Genomic DNA, 19,750 nt, shown 5'->3' on the forward strand with positions numbered 1-19,750 from the left:
CATGCGCCGGCCGCTGTTGTGGCTGCTGATGGGTGTGATGCCTGCGCTGGCGACAGCGCAGGACGAGCCGTTGCGCGTGGCCAATCAGGGCGAGTTGTTGTCGTTGAGTCAGACGCAACTGATCAAGCGCGAACCGTTGCCAGCGTCGCTGGATGCGCCGCTGGGCAGTCTGTGGAAGTTGTTCGTCTACGCGTGGCTGGTGGATACCGGTGCACAGGAACCGGCGTATGAATGTCGCGGGCAGTCCAGAGAAGAAGTTTATTGCTGCTCGGCGGGCGGCAAGATCGAGCGGGATCAGGCACTGGTGAAGTCCTGCGGTCTGTATTTCGAACCGGCGCGGTTGGGCATTGCAGCGACGGATTGGCGAGCGTATTGGCAGGCGCGGCAAGCGCCGTCGTGGTTGCTGGATTTGCCAGCCGTGCAACCGGCAACAAGGGTTTCGGTTGCCGAGTTATTGAGCGTTCTGGCGTTGCTGCCAGCGCAGGAACAGATGCGCCGCGTGCTGCTCGATGTCGTGCTGAACGCGGCGGACGGCAATGTCGTCGGCGAGTTGGGCGGGCGCCTGCGGGTGAAAACCTGGAGCTGGCTCGGCGACCAGGATGCACAATCGCGCCAGGGTGGATTCGCCGGCTGGAGCGCCGACGGCGCACCGATCTGGGCGGGTGGGCGCGGTACCAGTCAAATGGTTCTGCGTCACTACGCTCAGGCGCTGGCCAGCGTGTTGCCGACGGCGTGGCCAGCGGACACGGGGCGTTGTGTGCAAGTCGGGCTGTTCTCGAAATACCCGGTGTCGAAAGTTCTGGCCGGAGATCGTGTTGCCACGTCCGGGCCATTGCGCGGCGACTACCGCGTCGAATTCGCCAACGGCAATGCGCTGGACATCCACAGCGATGGCGAACTGTTTCTGCTCAACGACAAACTCGTCGCAAGGCTTGATCGCGAAGAATATGTCGCCCGCGTTCTTGAGCGCGAAGCCAAACCGCAACCCGCCGAAGCCGCCAAGGCGCTGGCCGTAGCGATCCGCACTTATCTGCTGCAAAACGCCACGCGCAACGGCGACTGCCTGAGCATCGACGACAGCAGCAATCGCCAGCGCGTCGCCCCGCGTCCAGCCTCGGCCGAGTCACGCAACATCGCGGCGTGGACGGCCGATCTGGTGCTGGCCGGCAGCACCGTCACCTATCACTCCGACCAGCCCGGCCCGGACAAACTCGCCTGGCAGCAAGCCGTCGAGCAAGCGAACGCCGGCCAACGTTTCGACGCGATTCTGCTGCACGCCTATCCACGCGCCAGCCTCAGCCGTTGGGACAACCCGGTCGCCTCCTGCGAAGCATTGCCCGCCGCGCAAGACTGGCTGCAAAAGCAGCGACGCGGCTGGCGTCCGAGGCTTGAAAGCGAAACCGGCTACAACGAAGTCAGCACTTTCGCCGTATGCAAACTCGCCTTCGGCCGACCCTTCGTCGACCGCGAACGCCAGCGCATTTACGTGCGCGGCGTACTGACCCTGCAGGATCGCCTCGACCTGACTCATGAATATCTGCACCTGGCCTTCGAAGCACACCCCAACGGCCAGAATGAAACCTACATCGAAGGGCTCGCCCGTCACCTTTTGCTGGAATAGACCATGACACTCCGTTATCCACAGGTCTTGCTGCTGCTCTGTGCCCTCAACGTACTGCCGCAAGCGTTCGCCGCCGATGGCGTCAAACTCGACACCCCGGTGGGCGGCTGGCGCAGCGGCGCTCCGCAAGGCGAGGGCGAGAGCTTTCGCCAGACCGTCAACTACCCGGCCTCGTCGGTCAACACACCGCTTGGCCAGGCCAATACCGCCAGAATCAGCGGCCAGATCAAAGCCGTGCCGAAGAACAACGAACCCGGCCGCCTGATCGTCAACGGCGTCAGCATGCCGCTGAAAATCGACCCCGCCGGCGGCTTCGATCGCCCGTTCTCCTTCCCCAACGGCAGCAACAGCGTCGAAGTGCGCAGCGCCGACGGCCAGCAACGCCACCGCACGCAATTCCTCAACGCCCGCGGCGGCGCCACCCCGGCCAAACTGCGCGTGCTGCTGGCCTGGGACAGCGACGGCACCGACCTCGACCTGCACCTGATCACCCCCGATGGCGCCCACATCTGGTACGGCAACCGCAGCGCCGCCAACGGCGCCGCCCTCGACGTCGACGTCACCACCGGCTACGGCCCGGAAATCGCCGCCATGCCCGCGCCGATCAAAGGGCAATATCTGGTGTATGTGAATTATTACGGCGGCGGATATCGCGGGGATGACGAAGGTGGGGATGAAGCGGTTCAGGCGCTGACCACGGCGCAGGTGACGGTGATTACTGAAGAAGGCACGCCGAGCGAGAAGATGGAAACGTTTGTAGTGCCGATGCGGACGGCGGGGGAGCTGACGTTGGTGAAGTCGTTCAGTTATCCGTGAGGGGAATTTGTCCAACAGGTTGTTGGACAAATTCAGCAACTGTAGCTGGGCGCTCGAACAGCTTACAGATCAGCCAGACTGACCTGCATTCGCTGAGGAGCGGCGAGGCGCTCGTGAACGATGGCGGCAAGTTCGTCATCTTCTTCACTGGCCAACTTATCTTCGGCAGGCGGCTCGCCTCGTTCGGCGGCGCGCTTCAGCGCGTCCTCAATGGGGAATGAGGTTTTGGGCATTTGGTGTTTCCTGCGATATTTGGCGGGACGGTAACCAGTGCATTGGGCGCTATACATGCTGGAATGCAATTTCAGCAATGGATATGGTTTGTTGCAGGCATTAAAAAGCCGGCTTGTGGCCGGCTTCTCGGGGACTGGCTTGGTTTATTTTTGGTAAACCGCGCCAGCCTTCAAAACGTACATCCGGATCTGCGTCCGGCTGTGGGACTTGGTCAGACGTTGGTCTGCCGCGTCGGGCGTCATCCGAGCCGCTGGGCGGGTCGATGCGCGAATGTGGGGCGCAGGATACTGAGTTTTGCTCTGGATTCCCAGCCTCGAGTGCGGTTTAGAGCGACTGAAGCAGTACAAATCCTGGATTTGTACCGGTTATCAGGGCCATCTTCGCGAGCAGGCTCGCTCCCACAGGTTCGAGTGAACTGTCATAGAAACGGCACCACCGGCCGGCGCTTGCCCAGTGTCGACCACCAGAACACCCAGCCAAGAATGTGAATCCGCTGCTCTTCGATCTGCGCCGGCCGGAAGACCTCATCGGGGTATTCGGCGCTGTTGTGGCTGCGCATGCGCAGGCCGTTGCCGGGCATGCGGTGCAGGTATTTGATGCGCAGCATGCCGTCGTGCTCTATGGCGTAGATTTCGCCGTCGACGACCTGGGTCAGTCCGCGATCAATGGCGACAATGGAGCCGTCTTCGATGCGATCGGCCATGCTGTTGCCGATCATGTGCGCGCAGATGGCGTTGGCGTGCTGGATGTCGAGTTGATCGAGGTGGGCGCGGGGCAGGCGCAGGGATTGGTCGGGGTCGAGGATGACGTGGGTCTTGCCGTCGCCGTTGGCGATCGGAGTTTCCTTGAAAAATGCCAGGTCGATGTCGCTGGGGTTGATGACGGTGCAGACGCCGCAGATGGACTGGGCATCGAACGTGTCGCCGTTGCTGGCGGGTGGGTGCAGGCGCGCGACCTCCTTGACGCCTTCCCCGGTTTTCAGCCATTCACTATTGACCGACAACAGGCGTGAGACTTCTTCCATGCGATACGCCGGGACGCCCCGGGTGTACCAGTTATGAACGTTTTGGGCTTCCGTGCCCCAGAACCTTGCGAAATCCGTGGTGCTGATGTTCGCTGCTTCCAGGAGTGCCTTGAATCGTGGACCGCTAGTGTTCTTTCTCATAAACACGGAGTCTACGGCCGGACTAGAGCGGTTTGAATAAACCGGGCGTTCAAAAAAAGCCTGTATTTTGCGACGGGATGTAAGACGTACTTGTGGGAAATTAAACAGATTAAAACTGCATGTAGGAATTTAAACGGTTTGTTTAGTCGGGCTTTTTCAAGAGCCCCTCACCCCAACCCTCTCCCGGAGGGAGAGGGGGCCAACCAAGGTGTATTTCGAGTTACATCGACCAGAACAACGGAGTCGATTATGCAGACGCCAATAACAAAAAACCCCGGAAATCCGGGGTTTTTTTCAAGCGTCACGCAAGGCGCATTGGCTTAGCCCTTGTAGGCGGCAACCGACTTGGTGATCGCTTCGCGGGCGGCGTCTGCACCGGCCCAGCCTTCGATCTTGACCCACTTGCCCTTCTCGAGATCCTTGTAGTTCGCGAAGAAGTGCTCGATCTGCTGGATCAGCAGGGGTGGCAGATCGGTGTATTCCTTCACGTCGACGTACAGCTGCGACAGCTTGTCGTGGGGCACGGCGATGACTTTGGCATCGCCGCCGCCGTCGTCGGTCATGTTCAGGATGCCGACCGGACGGGCGCGGATTACCGAGCCTGGAGCAACCGGGTAAGGAGTCACGACCAGCACGTCGAGGGGATCACCGTCGTCAGCCAGGGTGTTCGGGATGTAACCGTAGTTGGCCGGGTAGAACATTGGGGTGGCCATGAAACGGTCAACGAACAGGCAATCGCTGTCTTTGTCGATTTCGTATTTGATCGGCGCGTGGTTGGCCGGGATCTCGATCGCGACGTAGATGTCGTTCGGCAGGTCTTTGCCAGCCGGAATCTTGCTGTAGCTCATTGGGCGTTGCCCCCGTAGTTGACCAAAAACACTTGGCCGGATTGACCAAAAAGTGGCGGCGATTATAGGCACATTCCTACGCCGACGCCACGTACCAGAAGTCGTGCAGAGCTTAGTCGTGCGCCTGATAGACCGGGTCTGTGGCCTGAAGTTGCCGCAGTCTGCCCAACGGATCCTGCCGGTAGAAAAGCTGCAGTTGCAAGTAGACCTGTGGATAAGCCTCATGCAGCAGATCCGGGGCGCTGAAGAAGTATTCACTGGTGACGGCGAAGAACTCCGCCGGGTTCTCGGCGGCGTAGGGATCGATGGCGGTTTCGGCGTCGGGATCGTGGTCGAGCTGGCGGTTGAGGTCGTCGTAGGCGGCCTGCATCACTTCAGCCCAGTCGCTGACGCGCATGTCGGTGTGCAGTGGCGGCAGGCCGTTGGCGTCGCCGTTGAGCATATCGAGCTTGTGCGCCAGTTCGTGGATCACCAGGTTGTAGCCTTCCCAGCCACCGCTGGCCTGTACGCCGGGCCAGGCGAGAATCACCGGCCCCTGTTGCCAGGCTTCGCCGCTGTGTTCGCCATCCCACTCATGCTCGACGCCGCTGGCATCGCGATGACGTTGCGGGCTGAGGAAGTCATCCGGGTACAGCACGATTTCGTGGAAACCCTGGTACCAATTCAGATCACCGAGATGCAGCAACGGCAACTGTGTTTGCGCGGCGAGCAGCAGGCGCTGTTCCTGATGCAGTTCGACGCCGGGCAGGGCGGTCAGGTGTTTGTCGTCGAGAAACAGAACACAGGCTTCGCGCAACCACTGGTCTTCAGCAGCGCTGATGCCATCGAGGAAGGAGAGTTGATGGCGCACCCGTTGCCACAGGTCGTCGGCAATCGGGTGCCTGGCCAGGAGGCGCCGGCGTCGCCAGGCGCTCAGTGACCACATCGGATCAGTGCGATTGCACTTTGGTGCCGCCGAACCGGCTGCGCACCACGCCGATGATCATCGGCACCAGCGACAGCAGGATGATTGCCACCACCAGCAGCGAGAGGTTTTTCTTGATGAACGGCACGTTGCCGAAGAAGTAACCCAAGGTGACCAGACCGCCAACCCAGAGGATGGTGCCGAGCACGCTGAAGCCGAAGAAACGCGGGTACGGCATCCGCGCCACGCCCGCGACGAACGGCGCGAAGGTGCGGATGATCGGCAGGAAACGCGCCATGGTCACGGTCTTGCCGCCGTGCTTGTCGTAGAAGTCGTGGGTTTTTTGCAGGTAGTCGCGACGGAAGATTTTCGAGTTCGGGTTGCTGAACAGCTTCTCCCCGGCCGTGCGTCCGATCACGTAGTTGGTACTGTCGCCCATGATCGCCGCCAGCATCAGCAGGCCGCCGAGCAGCACCGGATCCATGCCGCCGCCGGCCGCTACTGCGCCAGCGATGAACAGCAGCGAGTCACCCGGCAGGAATGGCATCACCACCAGACCGGTTTCACAGAAGATCACCAGAAACAGGATGGCGTAGATCCATGGCCCATAGTTGTTCACCAGCAAATCGAGATACACATCGAGATGCAGGATAAGGTCGAGCGGGTTGAAATCCATGGGGGCACCTGTATGACGGCCCGACTCGGCAGGCCTGTGCGGATGACTTCGTGTAAGCCTACAGCGGGGTGTAGTTTTTCTTACAAGCCGGAAAGATCGGGATTATACGGTCTGACCGCTGAAAAGCGCGCCGGTTTTGTAGCGGGGAGTGTCGCGAAGTGAGCAATTGTCAGGGAAGGGGCGGCCGTGGCGAGGGAGCGAACTCCCTCATCACCGAAGCCGTTGGAGTCAGAGCTCGTCGCTGATTGGCAGTACGTAGTTCTTGAACTCGGTGTCTTCCTTGAAGCCGATCGATTCGTAGGTTTTCTGCGCCACTTCGTTGTTCGCGCTGGTCGAGACGCGCATGCGCACGGCTTGGGTTTCCTTGGCCATTTTCTTTGCGGTGCGGATCAGGTTGTCGGCGACCAGTTGCCGGCGCGCATCTTCGGCAACGTAGATATCGTTGAGAATCCACACGCGTTTGAGCGACAGCGACGAAAAGCTCGGATAGAGCTGGCAGAAGCCCATGAGTTTCTTGTCGTCATCGTCGGCCAGGGCCAGATAGATCACCGACTCTTTGCGGCGCAGGCGCTTCTCGAGGAACGCGCGGGAGGAATCCGGGTAAGGCAGGGAGCCGTAGAACTCGCGATATTTGACGAACAAAGGAGTCAGCAAATCCAGATGTTCGAGGGTCGCTTGAATAATCCGCATGATAGGTCTCGTCTTCAAGTGGCTGTCTTCAACTGCTCTGACGGCGATGGGAAACCCGGGCGGCCGTGCGTCGATCCTGCCTGAAAGCAGCGCAGAAAGGCAATGCGGAAACGGTTCAGGCTGGCGGTGGATCGAGCAGGAAGTTGCCTTTCATGTCGACAGCGTCGTCCGCCTCCAATGTGTGCAGCTGAGCTTCATCCTTCAGGTTGACCCCCGACAGCTGGCGCCGACAGGCCTCGCGCATCAGATACAGCAAGCGATGCGCCGCCATGCCGTAGCTCAAACCTTCAAGCCGAACATTGGAAATGCAGTTGCGATACGCGTCGGTGAGGCCGACCTTCGGCGCGTAGGTGAAATACAGCCCGAGGCTGTCCGGTGAACTCAAGCCCGGGCGCTCGCCGATCAGCATCACCACCATTTTCGCCCCGAGCAGCTGGCCGATCTCGTCACCGATGGCGACGCGGCCCTGTTCCACCAGCACCACCGGCGCCACGGACCAGCCGTCGCCGCTCATCTGTTCTTCCAGGCGCGTCAGGAACGGCAGCGTGTGCCGATGCACCGCCAGCGCCGACAGGCCATCCGCGACGACCATCACCAGATCGACGCCGCCCGGGTGTTCGCTGGCGTAATCGCGTAAGACCTGCGCCGATGCATCGCTGAGCTTGCGCCCCAGATCCGGGCGTTGCAGATAGGTGTGTCGGTCCGACGCGGCGCTTTGCAGCGCCAGGGTTTCCCGCCCGCGGTCGCTCAGTTGTGCGCTGATTTCGCTGTGATCGAAGGCCAGATGCACGGCATCACGGGCTTGGGCGTGGGCAAACTGAAAATCCAGCTGCGCCCGCGTCGGCAGACTGGTGCCGGTTCGGCCCAGGGCAATCCGCGCCGGGGTCAGGCGGCGCAGTTCCAGCCAGGGGTTTTGCGGATCGACCGGTGGTTTTTCCATAAGACTTATCCCAAGTGCGCCAAGGCCTGGCGGAAGGCCGGCGGCAGGTTGTTGCCGAAGCGAACCTTGCCGTCCGCCTGGGTGAAGATGCCCATGTTGGCCAGCCATTGCTCGAACTCCGGCGCCGGTTTCAGGCCCAGGGTCTGGCGGGCGTACAAGGCGTCGTGAAACGAAGTGGTCTGGTAATTGAGCATGATGTCGTCGGAGCCGGGGATGCCCATGATGAAGTTGATCCCGGCGACGCCGAGCAACGTCAGCAGGGTATCCATGTCGTCCTGGTCGGCTTCGGCGTGGTTGGTGTAGCAGATGTCGCAGCCCATCGGCACGCCGAGCAGCTTGCCGCAGAAGTGATCTTCAAGGCCGGCGCGGATGATCTGCTTGCCGTTGTAGAGGTACTCCGGGCCGATAAATCCTACGACGGTGTTCACCAGGAATGGCTTGAAATGTCGCGCCACGGCGTAGGCCCGTGTCTCGCAAGTCTGTTGATCGACGCCGTGGTGGGCGTTGGCCGACAGCGGGCTGCCCTGACCGGTTTCGAAATACATCAGGTTCTGCCCGAGGGTGCCGCGCTTGAGACTGAGCCCGGCGTCGTAGCCTTCTTGCAACACGTTGAGGTTGATGCCGAAACTGGCGTTGGCTGCCTCAGTGCCGGCAATCGACTGGAACACCAGATCCAGCGGCACGCCACGGTTGATCGCCTCGATCGAAGTGGTGACGTGGGTCAGCACGCAGGCCTGGGTCGGGATGTCGTAGCGCTGGATGATCGCGTCGAGCATTTCCAGCATCGCGCAGATCGAAGCGATGCTGTCGGTGGCCGGGTTGACCCCGATCATCGCATCGCCGTTGCCGTAGAGCAGGCCGTCGAGAATGCTCGCGGCAATGCCGGACGGCTCGTCGGTCGGGTGGTTGGGTTGCAGGCGGGTCGACAGGCGCCCGCGTAAACCGAGGGTGCCGCGAAATTGGGTGACCACGCGGATTTTCTGCGCGACCAGCACCAGATCCTGCACGCGCATGATTTTCGACACGGCGGCGACCATTTCCGGGGTCAGGCCGGGGGCGAGGGCGCGCAGGCTGGTTTCGTCCGCCGCATCACTGAGCAGCCAGTCGCGAAAGCCGCCAACGGTGAGGTGGCTGACCACGGCGAAGGCTTGCTTGTCGTGGGTGTCGATGATCAGCCGGGTGACTTCATCGGCTTCGTAGGGAATCAGCGCTTCTTGCAGGAAGTGGGTGAGCGGGATGTCCGCCAGGGCCATTTGCGCGGCCACCCGTTCGCCGTCGTTGAGCGCGGCGATCTCGGCGAGAAAATCCCCCGAGCGGGCGGGGCTGGCCTTGGCCATGACGTCTTTGAGGCTGTCGAAGCGGTAAGTCTGCGCGCCGACCGTGTGAGCAAAACTGGCCATTCAGCGTTCTCCGTGACGGCGCAGATGCGTCTGCGCCGTGGTTTTCGACAATCAGTGCAAGGCATGTTCAGCTTTTTGAATCGCCGCGAATTCTTCTTCCGGCGTGCCTGCTACCAAGTGATGCCGACTGTAGAAAGCAAAGTAAGCAATTAACACTCCATAGATGATCGCCGCGCCGATCACCACCCGTGGATCGACGAGGAAGCCCGCCACCACGGCGATGCACGCCAATACCAGCGCCACACCCGAGGTGAAAATGCCACCCGGCGTGCGGTACGGCCGGTCCATTTTGGGGCGACGGATGCGCAGGGTGATGTGCGCGGCCATCATCAGCACGTAGGAAATGGTAGCGCCGAACACCGCGACCAGAATCAGCAGGTCGCCCTGGCCGGTCAGCGACAGACCGAAGCCGATGACGCCGGGAATCACCAAGGCCAGCACCGGCGCCTTGCTTTTGTTGGTCTGCGACAGTTTGCGCGGCAGGTAACCGGCCCGCGACAGCGCGAAGATCTGCCGCGAGTAGGCGTAGATGATCGAGAAGAAACTGGCAATCAGTCCAGCCAGACCGACAAGGTTGACGAAGCTGCCCATCCAGGTCGAGCCGCCGTAGGCTTTGCTCAGTGCTTCGACCAGCGGATTACCCGACGTCAGCAGCGAATTCGCACCGGCGCCGCCGGGACCGACGATCAGAATCAGCAGGGCGAACATCAGCAGCACCAGCATTGCCCCGATCAGCCCGCGCGGCAGATCGCGCTTGGGGTTTTTGGTTTCTTCGGCGGCCAGCGGCACGCCTTCGACGGCGAGGAAAAACCAGATCGCATAGGGAATCGCCGCCCATACGCCGACATAGCCGAACGGCAGAAACGGACTGGCACCGACCGCAGTGGTCACCGGGATGTCGAGCAGGTTGGCAACGTCGAAGTGCGGCACCATCGCCACCAGAAACACCCCCAGCGCCAGCGCGGCGACGGCGGTAATGATGAACATCAGCTTGAGCGCTTCGCCGACCCCGAAAATATGGATGGCGATGAAGATGATGTAGAACGCCAGATAGATCATCCAGCCGCCAATGCCGAACAGCGACTCGCAGTAGGCGCCGATGAACACCGCGATGGCAGCGGGGGCGATGGCGTACTCGATGAGGATCGCGGTGCCGGTGAGAAACCCGCCCCACGGTCCGAAAGCACTGCGGGCGAATCCGTAGCCGCCGCCAGCAGTGGGAATCATCGACGACAATTCGGCCAGGGAAAAACACATGCACAGGTACATGGTCGCCATCAGCAGCGTGGCGAGAAACATGCCGCCCCAGCCACCCTGGGCGAGGCCGAAGTTCCAGCCGGCGTAATCGCCGGAAATCACATAAGCGACGCCGAGGCCCACCAGCAGGACCCAGCCGGCGGCGCCTTTTTTCAGTTCGCGTTGTTGGAAATAATCGGTGCCGACTTTTTCGAAGTCGACGGAGGAGCCGGTCGCCGGAGCGCCGGCCGGGGATTCGCTTGGCATAGGGTTCACCATTTTTATTGTTTTATTGGCCCGGCTACAGCCAGGAACCTGATCGTTCCCACGCTCTGCGTGGGAATGCAGCCCGGGACGCTCCGCGTCCCTTCGAAACCGAACGCGGAGCGTCCGTTGAGGCATTCCTTTGCTGCGCGTGGGAACGATCAGCATCGCAGGATCAGAAGAATCCCAACGGATTGATGTCGTAGCTCACCAGCAGGTTCTTGGTCTGCTGATAATGGTCGAGCATCATTTTGTGGGTTTCACGCCCGACGCCGGACTTCTTGTAACCGCCGAATGCGGCATGCGCCGGATAGAGGTGGTAGCAGTTGGTCCACACGCGACCGGCCTTGATCGCCCGGCCCATGCGGTAGGCGCGGTTGATGTCGCGGGTCCACAGGCCGGCGCCGAGGCCGAACTCGGTGTCGTTGGCAATCGCCAGGGCTTCGGCTTCGTCCTTGAAGGTGGTGATGCTCACCACCGGGCCGAAGATTTCTTCCTGGAACACGCGCATCTTGTTGGTGCCCTTGAGCAGGGTCGGCTGGATGTAATAACCGGTGGCCAGGCTGCCCTCGAGTTTTTCCACCTTGCCGCCGGTCAGCAGCTCCGCGCCTTCGCCCTTGGCGATTTCCAGGTACGAGAGGATCTTGTCGAATTGCTGCTCCGACGCTTGGGCGCCGACCATGGTCTCGGTGTCCAGTGGGTCGCCACGTTTGATCTGGCTGACTTTCTTCATCACGGCCTGCATGAATTCGTCGTAGATCGATTCCTGCACCAGCGCGCGGGAAGGGCAGGTGCACACTTCGCCCTGGTTGAAGAACGCCAGCACCAGACCTTCAGCAGCCTTTTCGATGAAGCTCGGCTCGGCCTGCATGATGTCTTCGAAGAAGATGTTCGGCGACTTGCCGCCCAGTTCCACGGTGGATGGAATGATGTTTTCCGCCGCGCATTTCATGATGTGCGAGCCGACCGGGGTCGAGCCGGTGAAGGCAATTTTGGCGATGCGCTTGCTGGTCGCCAAGGCTTCGCCGGCCTCTTTACCGAAACCTTGCACGACGTTGAGCACGCCCGGCGGCAGCAGGTCGCCGATCAGTTCCATCAGCACGCAGATGCCCAGCGGGGTTTGCTCGGCAGGCTTGAGCACCACGCAGTTACCGGCGGCCAGCGCTGGCGCAAGTTTCCACGCGGCCATCAGCAGCGGGAAGTTCCACGGAATGATCTGGCCGACCACGCCCAGCGGTTCATGAATGTGGTAAGCCACGGTGTTGCCGTCGATTTCCGCAGCGCTGCCTTCCTGAGCGCGCAGGCAACCGGCGAAATAACGGAAATGGTCAGCGGCCAGGGGGATGTCGGCGTTGAGGGTTTCGCGGATGGCTTTGCCGTTGTCCCAGGTTTCGGTGATCGCCAGCAGTTCGAGGTTTTCTTCGATGCGGTCGGCAATTTTCAGCAGGATCAGTGAGCGCGCCTGCACGGAAGTGGCGCCCCACGCATCGGCGGCGGCGTGGGCAGCGTCCAGCGCCTTGTCGATGTCTTCGGCGGTGGAGCGGGGGAATTCGGCGATTGGCTGGCCATTGACTGGCGAGGTATTGGTGAAGTACTGACCTTTGACCGGCGCGACGAACTCGCCGCCGATGTAGTTGCCGTACTTGCTCTTGAACGAGACTTTGGCGCCGTCAGTACCGGGGTGGGCGTAACGCATGATGATGTTCTCCTTGGCTTTGTACTTATTAGAGAAACGCGCAAGTGCGCTTGCTATAAGCGTAGAGCAAGGCTCGGGCCACTGCCGTGCAGGTCAGGCAAATCAAGGGCTTGGCCGGTTTGTCTCGGACGAGTGGAGTGGTGCTGTGACGGTATCGGTACAGCACGGGTGACAGTTTGTACCGCTTGCGGCACAGCCCGTGACCGGGCGGTCTTGCCAGCATTGCATTGCCGGAGCCGCTGGAGGATGCTGGGCGTCACCTCATGCTTTGGGCCATCGCGCCCCGGGGAGAACAATAAGAAATGCACGACAACCATTTGAGTCGCCATGCCCGCCAGGTTCTCACCGTCACCCAGGGCAAACCGCACCTGCACGGCCCCGGCGCCGATCCATCGATCGCCCGTTCGTGGCTGCGTTGCCTTGAGGACTACCACCTCGATCCTTCTGTGACCATGGCGCCGACCGTGCTCGAGCATGGCCGAGTGCTGGAAAGTCGCGAACGTCTGCAACAAGTGCTGCAAATCGCCGGCACCGAGATGAGCAGCCTGCATCAGCAACTCTCCGGTGCCGGCCATGCGGTGCTGCTGACTGACGCGCGCGGTGTGATCCTCAATTGCGTCACCGCGCCGGCCGAACGGAAGATTTTCGAGCGCGCCGGGCTCTGGCTCGGCGCCGACTGGAGCGAAGCCTGCGAAGGCACCAACGGCATCGGCACCTGCCTGGTCGAGCGTCAGGCGCTGACCATTCACCAGGACGAACACTTTCGCGGCCGCCACACCGGGCTGACCTGTTCGGCGAGCCCGGTGTTCGATCCCCATGGTGAATTGCTGGCGGTACTCGATGTGTCTTCGGCGCGGCCGGACGTCTCGCGGCAGAGCCAGTTCCACACCATGGCGCTGGTCAATCTGTCGGCGAAGATGATTGAGAGCTGCTACTTCCTGCGCTGTTTCGACAATCAGTGGTTGCTGCGCTTTCATCTGCAGGCCGAGTCCGTCGGCCTGTTCAGCGAAGGGCTGCTGGCGTTTGACGGCGAAGGGCGGATCAGCGCAGTCAACCAGAGCGCGCTGAACCTGCTCGGGCATATTCGCGGTGGTTTGCTCGGTAAACCGGTGGAAGCGTTTTTCGATTGTTCGCTGGATGACCTGCTCGGGCGGGCGAGCGCCAACGCCAGTGCCAGTTGGCCACTGCGCACCCGTGATGGCCGGCATCTGTTTGCCGTGTTGCGCGGCGAATCGCGCAAGCCGACAGCCATTGTTCCAGCGCCAATCGCTACTCCAGCGCCACGCCTGTCCGGCATCTGCCTCGGCGATGAAGCGTTGCAGGCGGAATTTCGCAAAGCCCTGCGCGTGTTCGAGCGCGACGTGCCGCTGTTGATCAACGGCGAAACCGGCTCGGGCAAGGAGGCGTTCGCCAAGGCTGTGCACCAGGCCAGCCAGCGCTGCGGCAATGCCTTCGTCGCACTCAATTGCGCGGCCATTCCGGAAAGCCTGATCGAGAGCGAACTGTTCGGCTATCGCGGCGGCAGCTTCACCGGCGCACGCAAGGACGGCATGCGCGGCAAGCTGCAACAGGCCGATGGCGGCACCTTGTTCCTCGACGAAATCGGCGACATGCCACTGGCGTTGCAAACGCGTTTGCTGCGTGTGCTGGAAGATCGGCAAGTGGTGCCGATTGGCGGTGAACCGCAAGCGGTGGACGTGCGCATCATCAGTGCGACGCACCGCAATTTGCTCGAACGAGTCGAGGACGGCAGTTTCCGTGAAGACCTGTATTACCGCTTGAACGGGCTGGAAGTGGCGTTGCCGGCGTTGCGCGAGCGCAGTGATAAATCGCAGTTGCTGGATTTTCTCCTGGCCGAGGAGGCAGGGGGCGAAACAATTCTGATCGACGAAGCGGCGCGGCAGGCGTTGTTGGCATTCAACTGGCCGGGCAATGTGCGGCAGTTGCGCAATGTCCTGCGCACGCTGGCGGCGTTGTGTGATGGCGGGCGGGTCGGCGTTGAGGATTTGCCGGTGATGATTCGGCAGGCGCGGCCGGCGGTGGTGGTGGCGCAGATTGTCGCGCAGCCATTGGACGACGCTGAGCGTGTCGCATTGCTCAATGCGCTTGAGCAGACGCGCTGGCATATGACCCATACCGCTGAACAGTTGGGCGTCAGCCGCAATACGCTGTACAGAAAGCTTCGCAAGCACGGCATCGCCCGCTCTGCCTGACGACCTGATCGTTCCCACGCTCCGCGTGGTAACGCCTCCCCGGACGCTCCGCGTCCGCTTTGGGACGCAGAGCGTCCCGTGCTGCATTCCCACGCAGAGCGTGGGAACGATCAGGTCGAACAGGCCCGCCCCTCAGCTAAAGAGTGCCATTTCCCCCTCCCTACGCTAACCTGCGGCCATGTTTTACGAGGTCGACTATGCACATTCATATTCTGGGTATCTGCGGGACTTTCATGGGCTCGATGGCGGTGTTGGCCAAAGAGCTGGGCCATCACGTCACCGGCTCCGACGCCAACGTCTATCCGCCGATGAGCACGCAGCTCGAGGCCCAGGGCATTCAGCTGACGCAGGGTTATGACCCTGCACAGCTCGATCCGGCGCCGGATCTGGTGGTGATCGGTAATGCCATGTCCCGTGGCAACCCGGCGGTGGAATATGTGCTGAACAAAGGCCTGCCGTACGTCTCCGGCCCGCAGTGGCTGGCTGACCACGTGCTGCAAGGTCGCTGGGTATTGGCCGTGGCCGGTACGCACGGCAAGACCACCACCAGCAGCATGCTCGCCTGGGTGCTGGAGCATGCCGGCATGAGCCCGGGTTTCCTCATCGGCGGCGTGCCGCAGAATTTTTCGGTATCGGCGCGCCTGGGCGGTACGCCGTTTTTTGTGATCGAGGCTGACGAATACGACAGCGCGTTCTTCGACAAGCGCTCGAAGTTCGTCCACTACCGTCCGCGCACGGCGATCCTGAATAACCTTGAGTTCGATCACGCCGACATCTTCCCTGATCTGCCGGCCATCGAACGTCAGTTCCACCACTTGGTGCGCACCATCCCGAGCGAAGGTCTGGTCATCCACCCGACCACCGAGCCAGCGTTGCAGCGCGTGATCGAGATGGGTTGCTGGACCCCGGTGCAAACCACCGGTGCCGGCGGTCAGTGGCAGGTCAAGCTGCTCAGCGAGGACGGCTCGGCGTTCGAAGTGATGTTCGAAGGCGTGTCCCAGGGCTCCGTCGAGTGGGAATTGACCGGTCAACACAACGTTGCCAACGCCCTGGCTGCTCTGGCCGCAGCGCGTCACGTTGGCGTGGTGCCATCGATGGGCATCGCCGGGTTGAGCGCGTTCAAGAACGTCAAGCGGCGTATGGAGAAAGTCGCCGAGGTGCGCGGCATCACCATTTACGACGACTTTGCCCATCACCCGACCGCCATTGCTACCACCCTCGACGGCCTGCGCAAACGCATCGGCGACGCGCCGCTGATTGCGATCATCGAGCCGCGCTCCAATTCGATGAAGCTCGGCGCCCACCGTGACGGTCTGCCGGACAGCGTGGTCGATGCCGATCAGGTGATCTGGTACGCCCCGGCCAACCTCGGCTGGGACCTCGGCGCCACCGCAGCGTTATGCACCGTGCCGTCAATCGTCAGCGATTCGCTGGAAGGCATCATCGAACGCGTGAAGAGCCAGGCGCAGCCCGGTACTCACGTGGTGATCATGAGCAACGGCGGCTTCGGCGGCCTGCACGGCAAGCTTGCCGAGGCACTGCAATGAACAGTTTTTCCCAGGCCGGTGGCCCGGAACGCATCACCCTGGCGATGACCGGTGCTTCGGGCGCGCAGTACGGTTTGCGCCTGCTCGATTGCCTGGTGCGCGAGGATCGCGAAGTGCACTTCCTGATCTCCAAGGCTGCGCAACTGGTAATGGCCACCGAGACCGATGTGTCCCTGCCGAACAAACCGCAGATGATGCAGGCCTTTCTGACCGAATACACCGGCGCCGCTGCCGGGCAGATTCGCGTGTATGGCAAGGAAGACTGGATGTCGCCGGTAGCCTCCGGCTCCGGCGCGCCGGCAGCCATGGTCGTGGTGCCGTGTTCGACCGGCACGCTGTCGGCGATTGCCACCGGTGCCTGCAACAACCTGATCGAGCGCGCGGCGGACGTCACCCTGAAAGAGCGCCGTCAGTTGATTCTGGTGCCGCGCGAGGCGCCGTACTCGAGCATTCATCTGGAGCACATGCTCAAACTGTCGAATATGGGCGTGACGATTCTGCCGGCCTCGCCGGGCTTCTATCACCAGCCGCAGACCATCGATGACCTGATCGACTTCGTTGTGGCGCGGATCCTCAATCTGCTCGGCATCCCGCAGGACATGCTGCCGCGTTGGGGCGAGCATCACCTGAGCAGCGATGAATAAGCTGCTGGTGCTTGTGCTGGCGCTGCAATTGGCTGGATGCGCTACCGTGCGCACGCTGGATGCAGCCAAACCCGGCGCACCGGTGGTGTACGCCGGGACGCGCCTGGATTTGTATGCGTTGAACGGCGGCTGCTGTGCGATGGACCGGTTCGGTGCCGAAGCGCCGAGCTATCCGGGCGTGGACCTGCCGGCCAGCGCGTTGCTCGACACGCTGTTGTTGCCGTTGTCGTTGCTCACCGTGATTGGCGTAGGTTTTCAAGCGACTGGTGGATTGTAGCGACTGATCGTTCCCACGCTCTGCGTGGTAACGCATCCTGTGACGCTCCGCGTCACGCTTTTTAGGACGCAGAGCGTCCATGGCTGCATTCCCACGCAGAGCGCGGGGACGATCATCACCACAAAGTCCCGGCATTATTTGCCTAACTTGCGCAGCTCATCCGATTCGATCACCCGCACCCCATCCTGTTCTTCCAGCGCCAGGCGCCACATCGCTCGCGCCAACTGGCACGCTTCGATGCCGTGGTATTTGCCCGGAATCAGCTTCGACAACGGCCCGGCCAGTTGCTCGACCAGACGCGGTTCGGTGCGTTCGCCGAGTAACAGCGAAGGTCGGCAGATGGTCAGCTGCGGCCAGTTCTGCGCGCGCAGGGCCTGTTCCATTTCACCCTTGACCCGGTTGTAGAACACCGAGGAATTCGGATCGGCGCCAATCGCACTGATCACGATCAGGTGCCGTGCGCCCATCTCCCGGGCGCGCTTGGCAAACGCCACGACCATGTCCAGATCCACCGCGCGAAAGGCTTCTTCGGAACCTGCCTGTTTGATCGTCGTGCCGAGGCAGCAGTAGGCGATATCGACCCGGCCACTGAGCTGCGGCAGAAACGCCTGCGGGTCGCCGACCGGGTTTTCCAGATGCGGATGCTCGGCCAGCGGCCGGCGTGAAGGGGCGAGGACACGGGTAATCGTTGGCTCGTTGAGCAAACGGTCGAGCAGATGTTCACCGGTCAGTCCGGTGGCTCCGGCAAGCAATACGTGCTGAGGCGTCAAGTACATAGTGTCTCTCCCTTGATACTGTTCAGCTTAGTTGCCTTTTTTCGCCGCGTCGTTCAATGCGCTGCTTTGCAACGCTTTGCGCGCCTGCTGTTTACGCAGCAGCTGCCAGTGCGACAGCACGGTTTTCGGTGCCCAGATCTGCGGCTCCGAGGCTTCGAAGCCGTCGGCCAGCTCACGTTCGGCAACGGTCGCCTTGGCCAGTTTGAATGCCTGCTCAAGGTCGTCAGTCTGGTTCAGTGCCTGGGCAAACAGCGCATCGCCGAAATAAGTGAAGTTGGCTTCTTCCGAGCAACCGAACGACACCCGATCGGCGCGCGAGGCGGTCATGATCAGCGTGCGTTCGTCTTTCAGCGCCGGGATGAAACCGCCGGAATAGCACGAGGAAATCACGATGACCTTGTCGCGATGCTTCAGCGGCGCGAGCACGGCGGCGAGTTCATCGGCCGGCAGATCGGCCAGTTCCATGCGCGGCTGATCGAGCACCAGTTCATGCTCGGCGGTGCCGTGGCTGGTCAGATAAATGAACAGCAGATCTTCCGGCCCGCTGCGTTCGGCAAGGGCTTGCGCGGCGCGGCGCAGATTTTCGCGGGTGGCCATCGGCCGGTCGCCGAGATGATCGCGATGATTGACCAGACGGATCTGGCCGAAGGCGCCGAAGCGCGTGTTGAGCATGTTGGCGACGTAGTCTGATTCACGCAGGAACACGCTTTGCTTGCCGTCGCCGCCAAGGGTCAGGGTGTACAACTCGACTGCCGGAGTCGAAGCGGGAATCGCCGCCAGTGCGTCCTTCAGCAACCGGCCTTGGGCGAGCAAACCGAGTTCGAGGGTGTCGGGGAGCAATTTGCCGTCGGCGTCGCGCACGCGTTGGCCGTTGATCCAGGTGCCACTGAGCACGCTGCCATCGGTCAGCACCAGAGTGCCGCGTCCTGAATAGCTGTCGTTGTCGAAGCCGCCGATGTAGAAGCTGCCATCGGCCAGGTTCAAACGGCCCTGACCGGTGAAGCGCCAGTCATTGAACACACCGATGTAATGGCTGCCGTCAGCGCCGATCAGTTCGCCCTTGCCGGTCAGCGCGCCTTCCTTGAACTGGCCAAGCCAGACGTCGCCGTCGGCGTTCTCGTAGCGGCCCTTGCCGTGCAGTTGATTGTTCTTGAAACCGCCGACGTAGATATCGCCGTCGGCGCTGTTGTAAGTGCCGTTGCCTTCCAGTTGGCCGTTGACGAAATGCCCGCTGAACGAATTGCCGCTGGCATCGCCGCGCTGGCCTTCGCCGTTGGGTTTGCCGTGGGCGAACTGGCCTTGATAGGAGCTGCCGTCGTCCATTTCCAGACGGCCGAGGCCGGAATACTGGTCAGCCTTGAACTCGCCGCGATAGGTCATGCCGTTTTCTTTCAGCGTGCCTTCGCCATCGCGCCGGCCCTGCTTGAAACCACCGGTGTAACTGCTGGCATTGGTGCTCAGGCTGCCCTGACCATCGAACAGCCCTTGCTGGAACTGGCCGCGATAGACCTCGCCGTTGCTGCCATGCCATTCGCCTTGCCCGTGCCACTGACCCTTGTCGAACTCCCCGGCGTACCAGCTGCCGTTGGGGTAGTCGACGCGGCCCTGACCTTGCAGCAAGCCGTCGACCAAGTCACCGCGATAGCGTCCGCCATCGGGCAGGCGCGCATCCGGCGGCAACAGCGATTCGCCGTCGCCGCAAGCGGTGAGCATCAGGGTCAGGGCAAGGGGTGCAAGTCGAGCGATTGAGCGCATAGCGGGATCCGGGCAATTAGGCGACCGAGTATGCCGCAGCTATGCGTC

18 protein-coding genes are annotated in these 19,750 nt (G+C 61.8%); 6 read left to right on the forward strand and 12 right to left on the reverse strand.

The window, feature by feature from the left end; translation table 11 throughout:
• The first annotated feature begins 1 nt into the window (after nt 1).
• Together D8U70_RS14060 and D8U70_RS14065 are read left to right on the forward strand one after the other, a co-directional pair.
• A complete protein-coding gene (locus D8U70_RS14060; RefSeq protein ID WP_130929123.1) occupies nt 2–1,621 on the forward strand; it encodes a DUF2300 domain-containing protein in 1,620 nt (539 codons plus the stop codon).
• A 3-nt stretch (nt 1,622–1,624) separates the two neighbouring features.
• Nucleotides 1,625–2,437 (forward strand): DUF2135 domain-containing protein, encoded by an 813-nt coding sequence (locus D8U70_RS14065; RefSeq protein WP_110646086.1) that lies wholly within the window; start codon nt 1,625–1,627, stop codon nt 2,435–2,437.
• A gap of 62 nt (nt 2,438–2,499) precedes the next feature.
• On the opposite strand, the gene D8U70_RS27730 is transcribed toward D8U70_RS14065, so the two are convergent.
• From D8U70_RS27730 to D8U70_RS14110, 10 genes are all read right to left on the reverse strand, one after another.
• A complete protein-coding gene (locus D8U70_RS27730; RefSeq protein ID WP_016772997.1) occupies nt 2,500–2,670 on the reverse strand; it encodes a hypothetical protein in 171 nt (56 codons plus the stop codon).
• A gap of 419 nt (nt 2,671–3,089) precedes the next feature.
• Complete coding sequence (locus tag D8U70_RS14070; RefSeq protein WP_130929124.1) at nt 3,090–3,836, reverse strand: S24 family peptidase; 747 nt, start codon at nt 3,834–3,836, stop codon at nt 3,090–3,092.
• A gap of 320 nt (nt 3,837–4,156) precedes the next feature.
• Nucleotides 4,157–4,684 (reverse strand): inorganic diphosphatase, encoded by a 528-nt coding sequence (gene ppa / locus D8U70_RS14075; RefSeq protein ID WP_003205933.1) that lies wholly within the window; start codon nt 4,682–4,684, stop codon nt 4,157–4,159.
• Between the two features lie 112 nt (nt 4,685–4,796).
• Nucleotides 4,797–5,609, reverse strand: coding sequence for a zinc-dependent peptidase (locus D8U70_RS14080; protein WP_130929125.1), 813 nt, complete (start codon nt 5,607–5,609; stop codon nt 4,797–4,799).
• A 4-nt stretch (nt 5,610–5,613) separates the two neighbouring features.
• Nucleotides 5,614–6,264, reverse strand: coding sequence for a DedA family protein (locus tag D8U70_RS14085; protein ID WP_016773001.1), 651 nt, complete (start codon nt 6,262–6,264; stop codon nt 5,614–5,616).
• 228 nt (nt 6,265–6,492) lie between these two features.
• Nucleotides 6,493–6,954, reverse strand: coding sequence for a GNAT family N-acetyltransferase (locus D8U70_RS14090; RefSeq protein ID WP_016773002.1), 462 nt, complete (start codon nt 6,952–6,954; stop codon nt 6,493–6,495).
• A 115-nt stretch (nt 6,955–7,069) separates the two neighbouring features.
• Nucleotides 7,070–7,894, reverse strand: a complete 825-nt coding sequence (gene eutC / locus D8U70_RS14095; RefSeq protein WP_130929126.1) for an ethanolamine ammonia-lyase subunit EutC — start codon at nt 7,892–7,894, stop codon at nt 7,070–7,072.
• Nucleotides 7,895–7,899: 5 nt separating this feature from the next.
• Nucleotides 7,900–9,294, reverse strand: coding sequence for an ethanolamine ammonia-lyase subunit EutB (locus D8U70_RS14100; RefSeq protein WP_130929127.1), 1,395 nt, complete (start codon nt 9,292–9,294; stop codon nt 7,900–7,902).
• A gap of 51 nt (nt 9,295–9,345) precedes the next feature.
• Nucleotides 9,346–10,797 (reverse strand): ethanolamine permease, encoded by a 1,452-nt coding sequence (gene eat, locus D8U70_RS14105; protein WP_130929128.1) that lies wholly within the window; start codon nt 10,795–10,797, stop codon nt 9,346–9,348.
• 172 nt (nt 10,798–10,969) lie between these two features.
• Nucleotides 10,970–12,490, reverse strand: a complete 1,521-nt coding sequence (locus D8U70_RS14110; protein WP_110646090.1) for an aldehyde dehydrogenase family protein — start codon at nt 12,488–12,490, stop codon at nt 10,970–10,972.
• Between the two features lie 302 nt (nt 12,491–12,792).
• On the opposite strand from D8U70_RS14110, the gene D8U70_RS14115 reads away from it, so the two are divergent.
• The 4 genes from D8U70_RS14115 to D8U70_RS14130 all read left to right on the forward strand — a co-directional run bounded on the left by D8U70_RS14115 (nt 12,793) and on the right by D8U70_RS14130 (nt 17,171).
• A complete protein-coding gene (locus D8U70_RS14115) occupies nt 12,793–14,703 on the forward strand; it encodes a sigma-54-dependent Fis family transcriptional regulator (protein ID WP_130929129.1) in 1,911 nt (636 codons plus the stop codon).
• A gap of 197 nt (nt 14,704–14,900) precedes the next feature.
• On the forward strand, nt 14,901–16,250 hold the full coding sequence (gene mpl, locus D8U70_RS14120) for a UDP-N-acetylmuramate:L-alanyl-gamma-D-glutamyl-meso-diaminopimelate ligase (RefSeq protein WP_130929130.1): 1,350 nt from the start codon (nt 14,901–14,903) through the stop codon (nt 16,248–16,250).
• Complete coding sequence (gene ubiX, locus D8U70_RS14125; RefSeq protein ID WP_123443265.1) at nt 16,247–16,894, forward strand: flavin prenyltransferase UbiX; 648 nt, start codon at nt 16,247–16,249, stop codon at nt 16,892–16,894. Before mpl ends, ubiX begins: the two co-directional genes overlap by 4 nt.
• Complete coding sequence (locus D8U70_RS14130) at nt 16,887–17,171, forward strand: YceK/YidQ family lipoprotein (protein WP_024014461.1); 285 nt, start codon at nt 16,887–16,889, stop codon at nt 17,169–17,171. The genes ubiX and D8U70_RS14130 overlap by 8 nt, the downstream gene beginning before the upstream one ends.
• Nucleotides 17,172–17,305: 134 nt before the next feature.
• Here D8U70_RS14130 and D8U70_RS14135 read toward each other — a convergent pair whose 3' ends face one another.
• Entirely contained in the window at nt 17,306–17,947 is a 642-nt protein-coding gene (locus D8U70_RS14135; protein ID WP_016773010.1) for an oxidoreductase, read from the reverse strand.
• 27 nt (nt 17,948–17,974) lie between these two features.
• Nucleotides 17,975–19,702: a C13 family peptidase gene (locus tag D8U70_RS14140; protein ID WP_130929131.1), complete on the reverse strand. Its 1,728-nt coding sequence runs from the start codon at nt 19,700–19,702 to the stop codon at nt 17,975–17,977.
• Nucleotides 19,703–19,750: the final 48 nt, after the last annotated feature.

It is taken from the genome of Pseudomonas sp. Sample_20 (assembly GCF_004307585.1).
Lineage (GTDB): Bacteria > Pseudomonadota > Gammaproteobacteria > Pseudomonadales > Pseudomonadaceae > Aquipseudomonas > Aquipseudomonas atacamensis.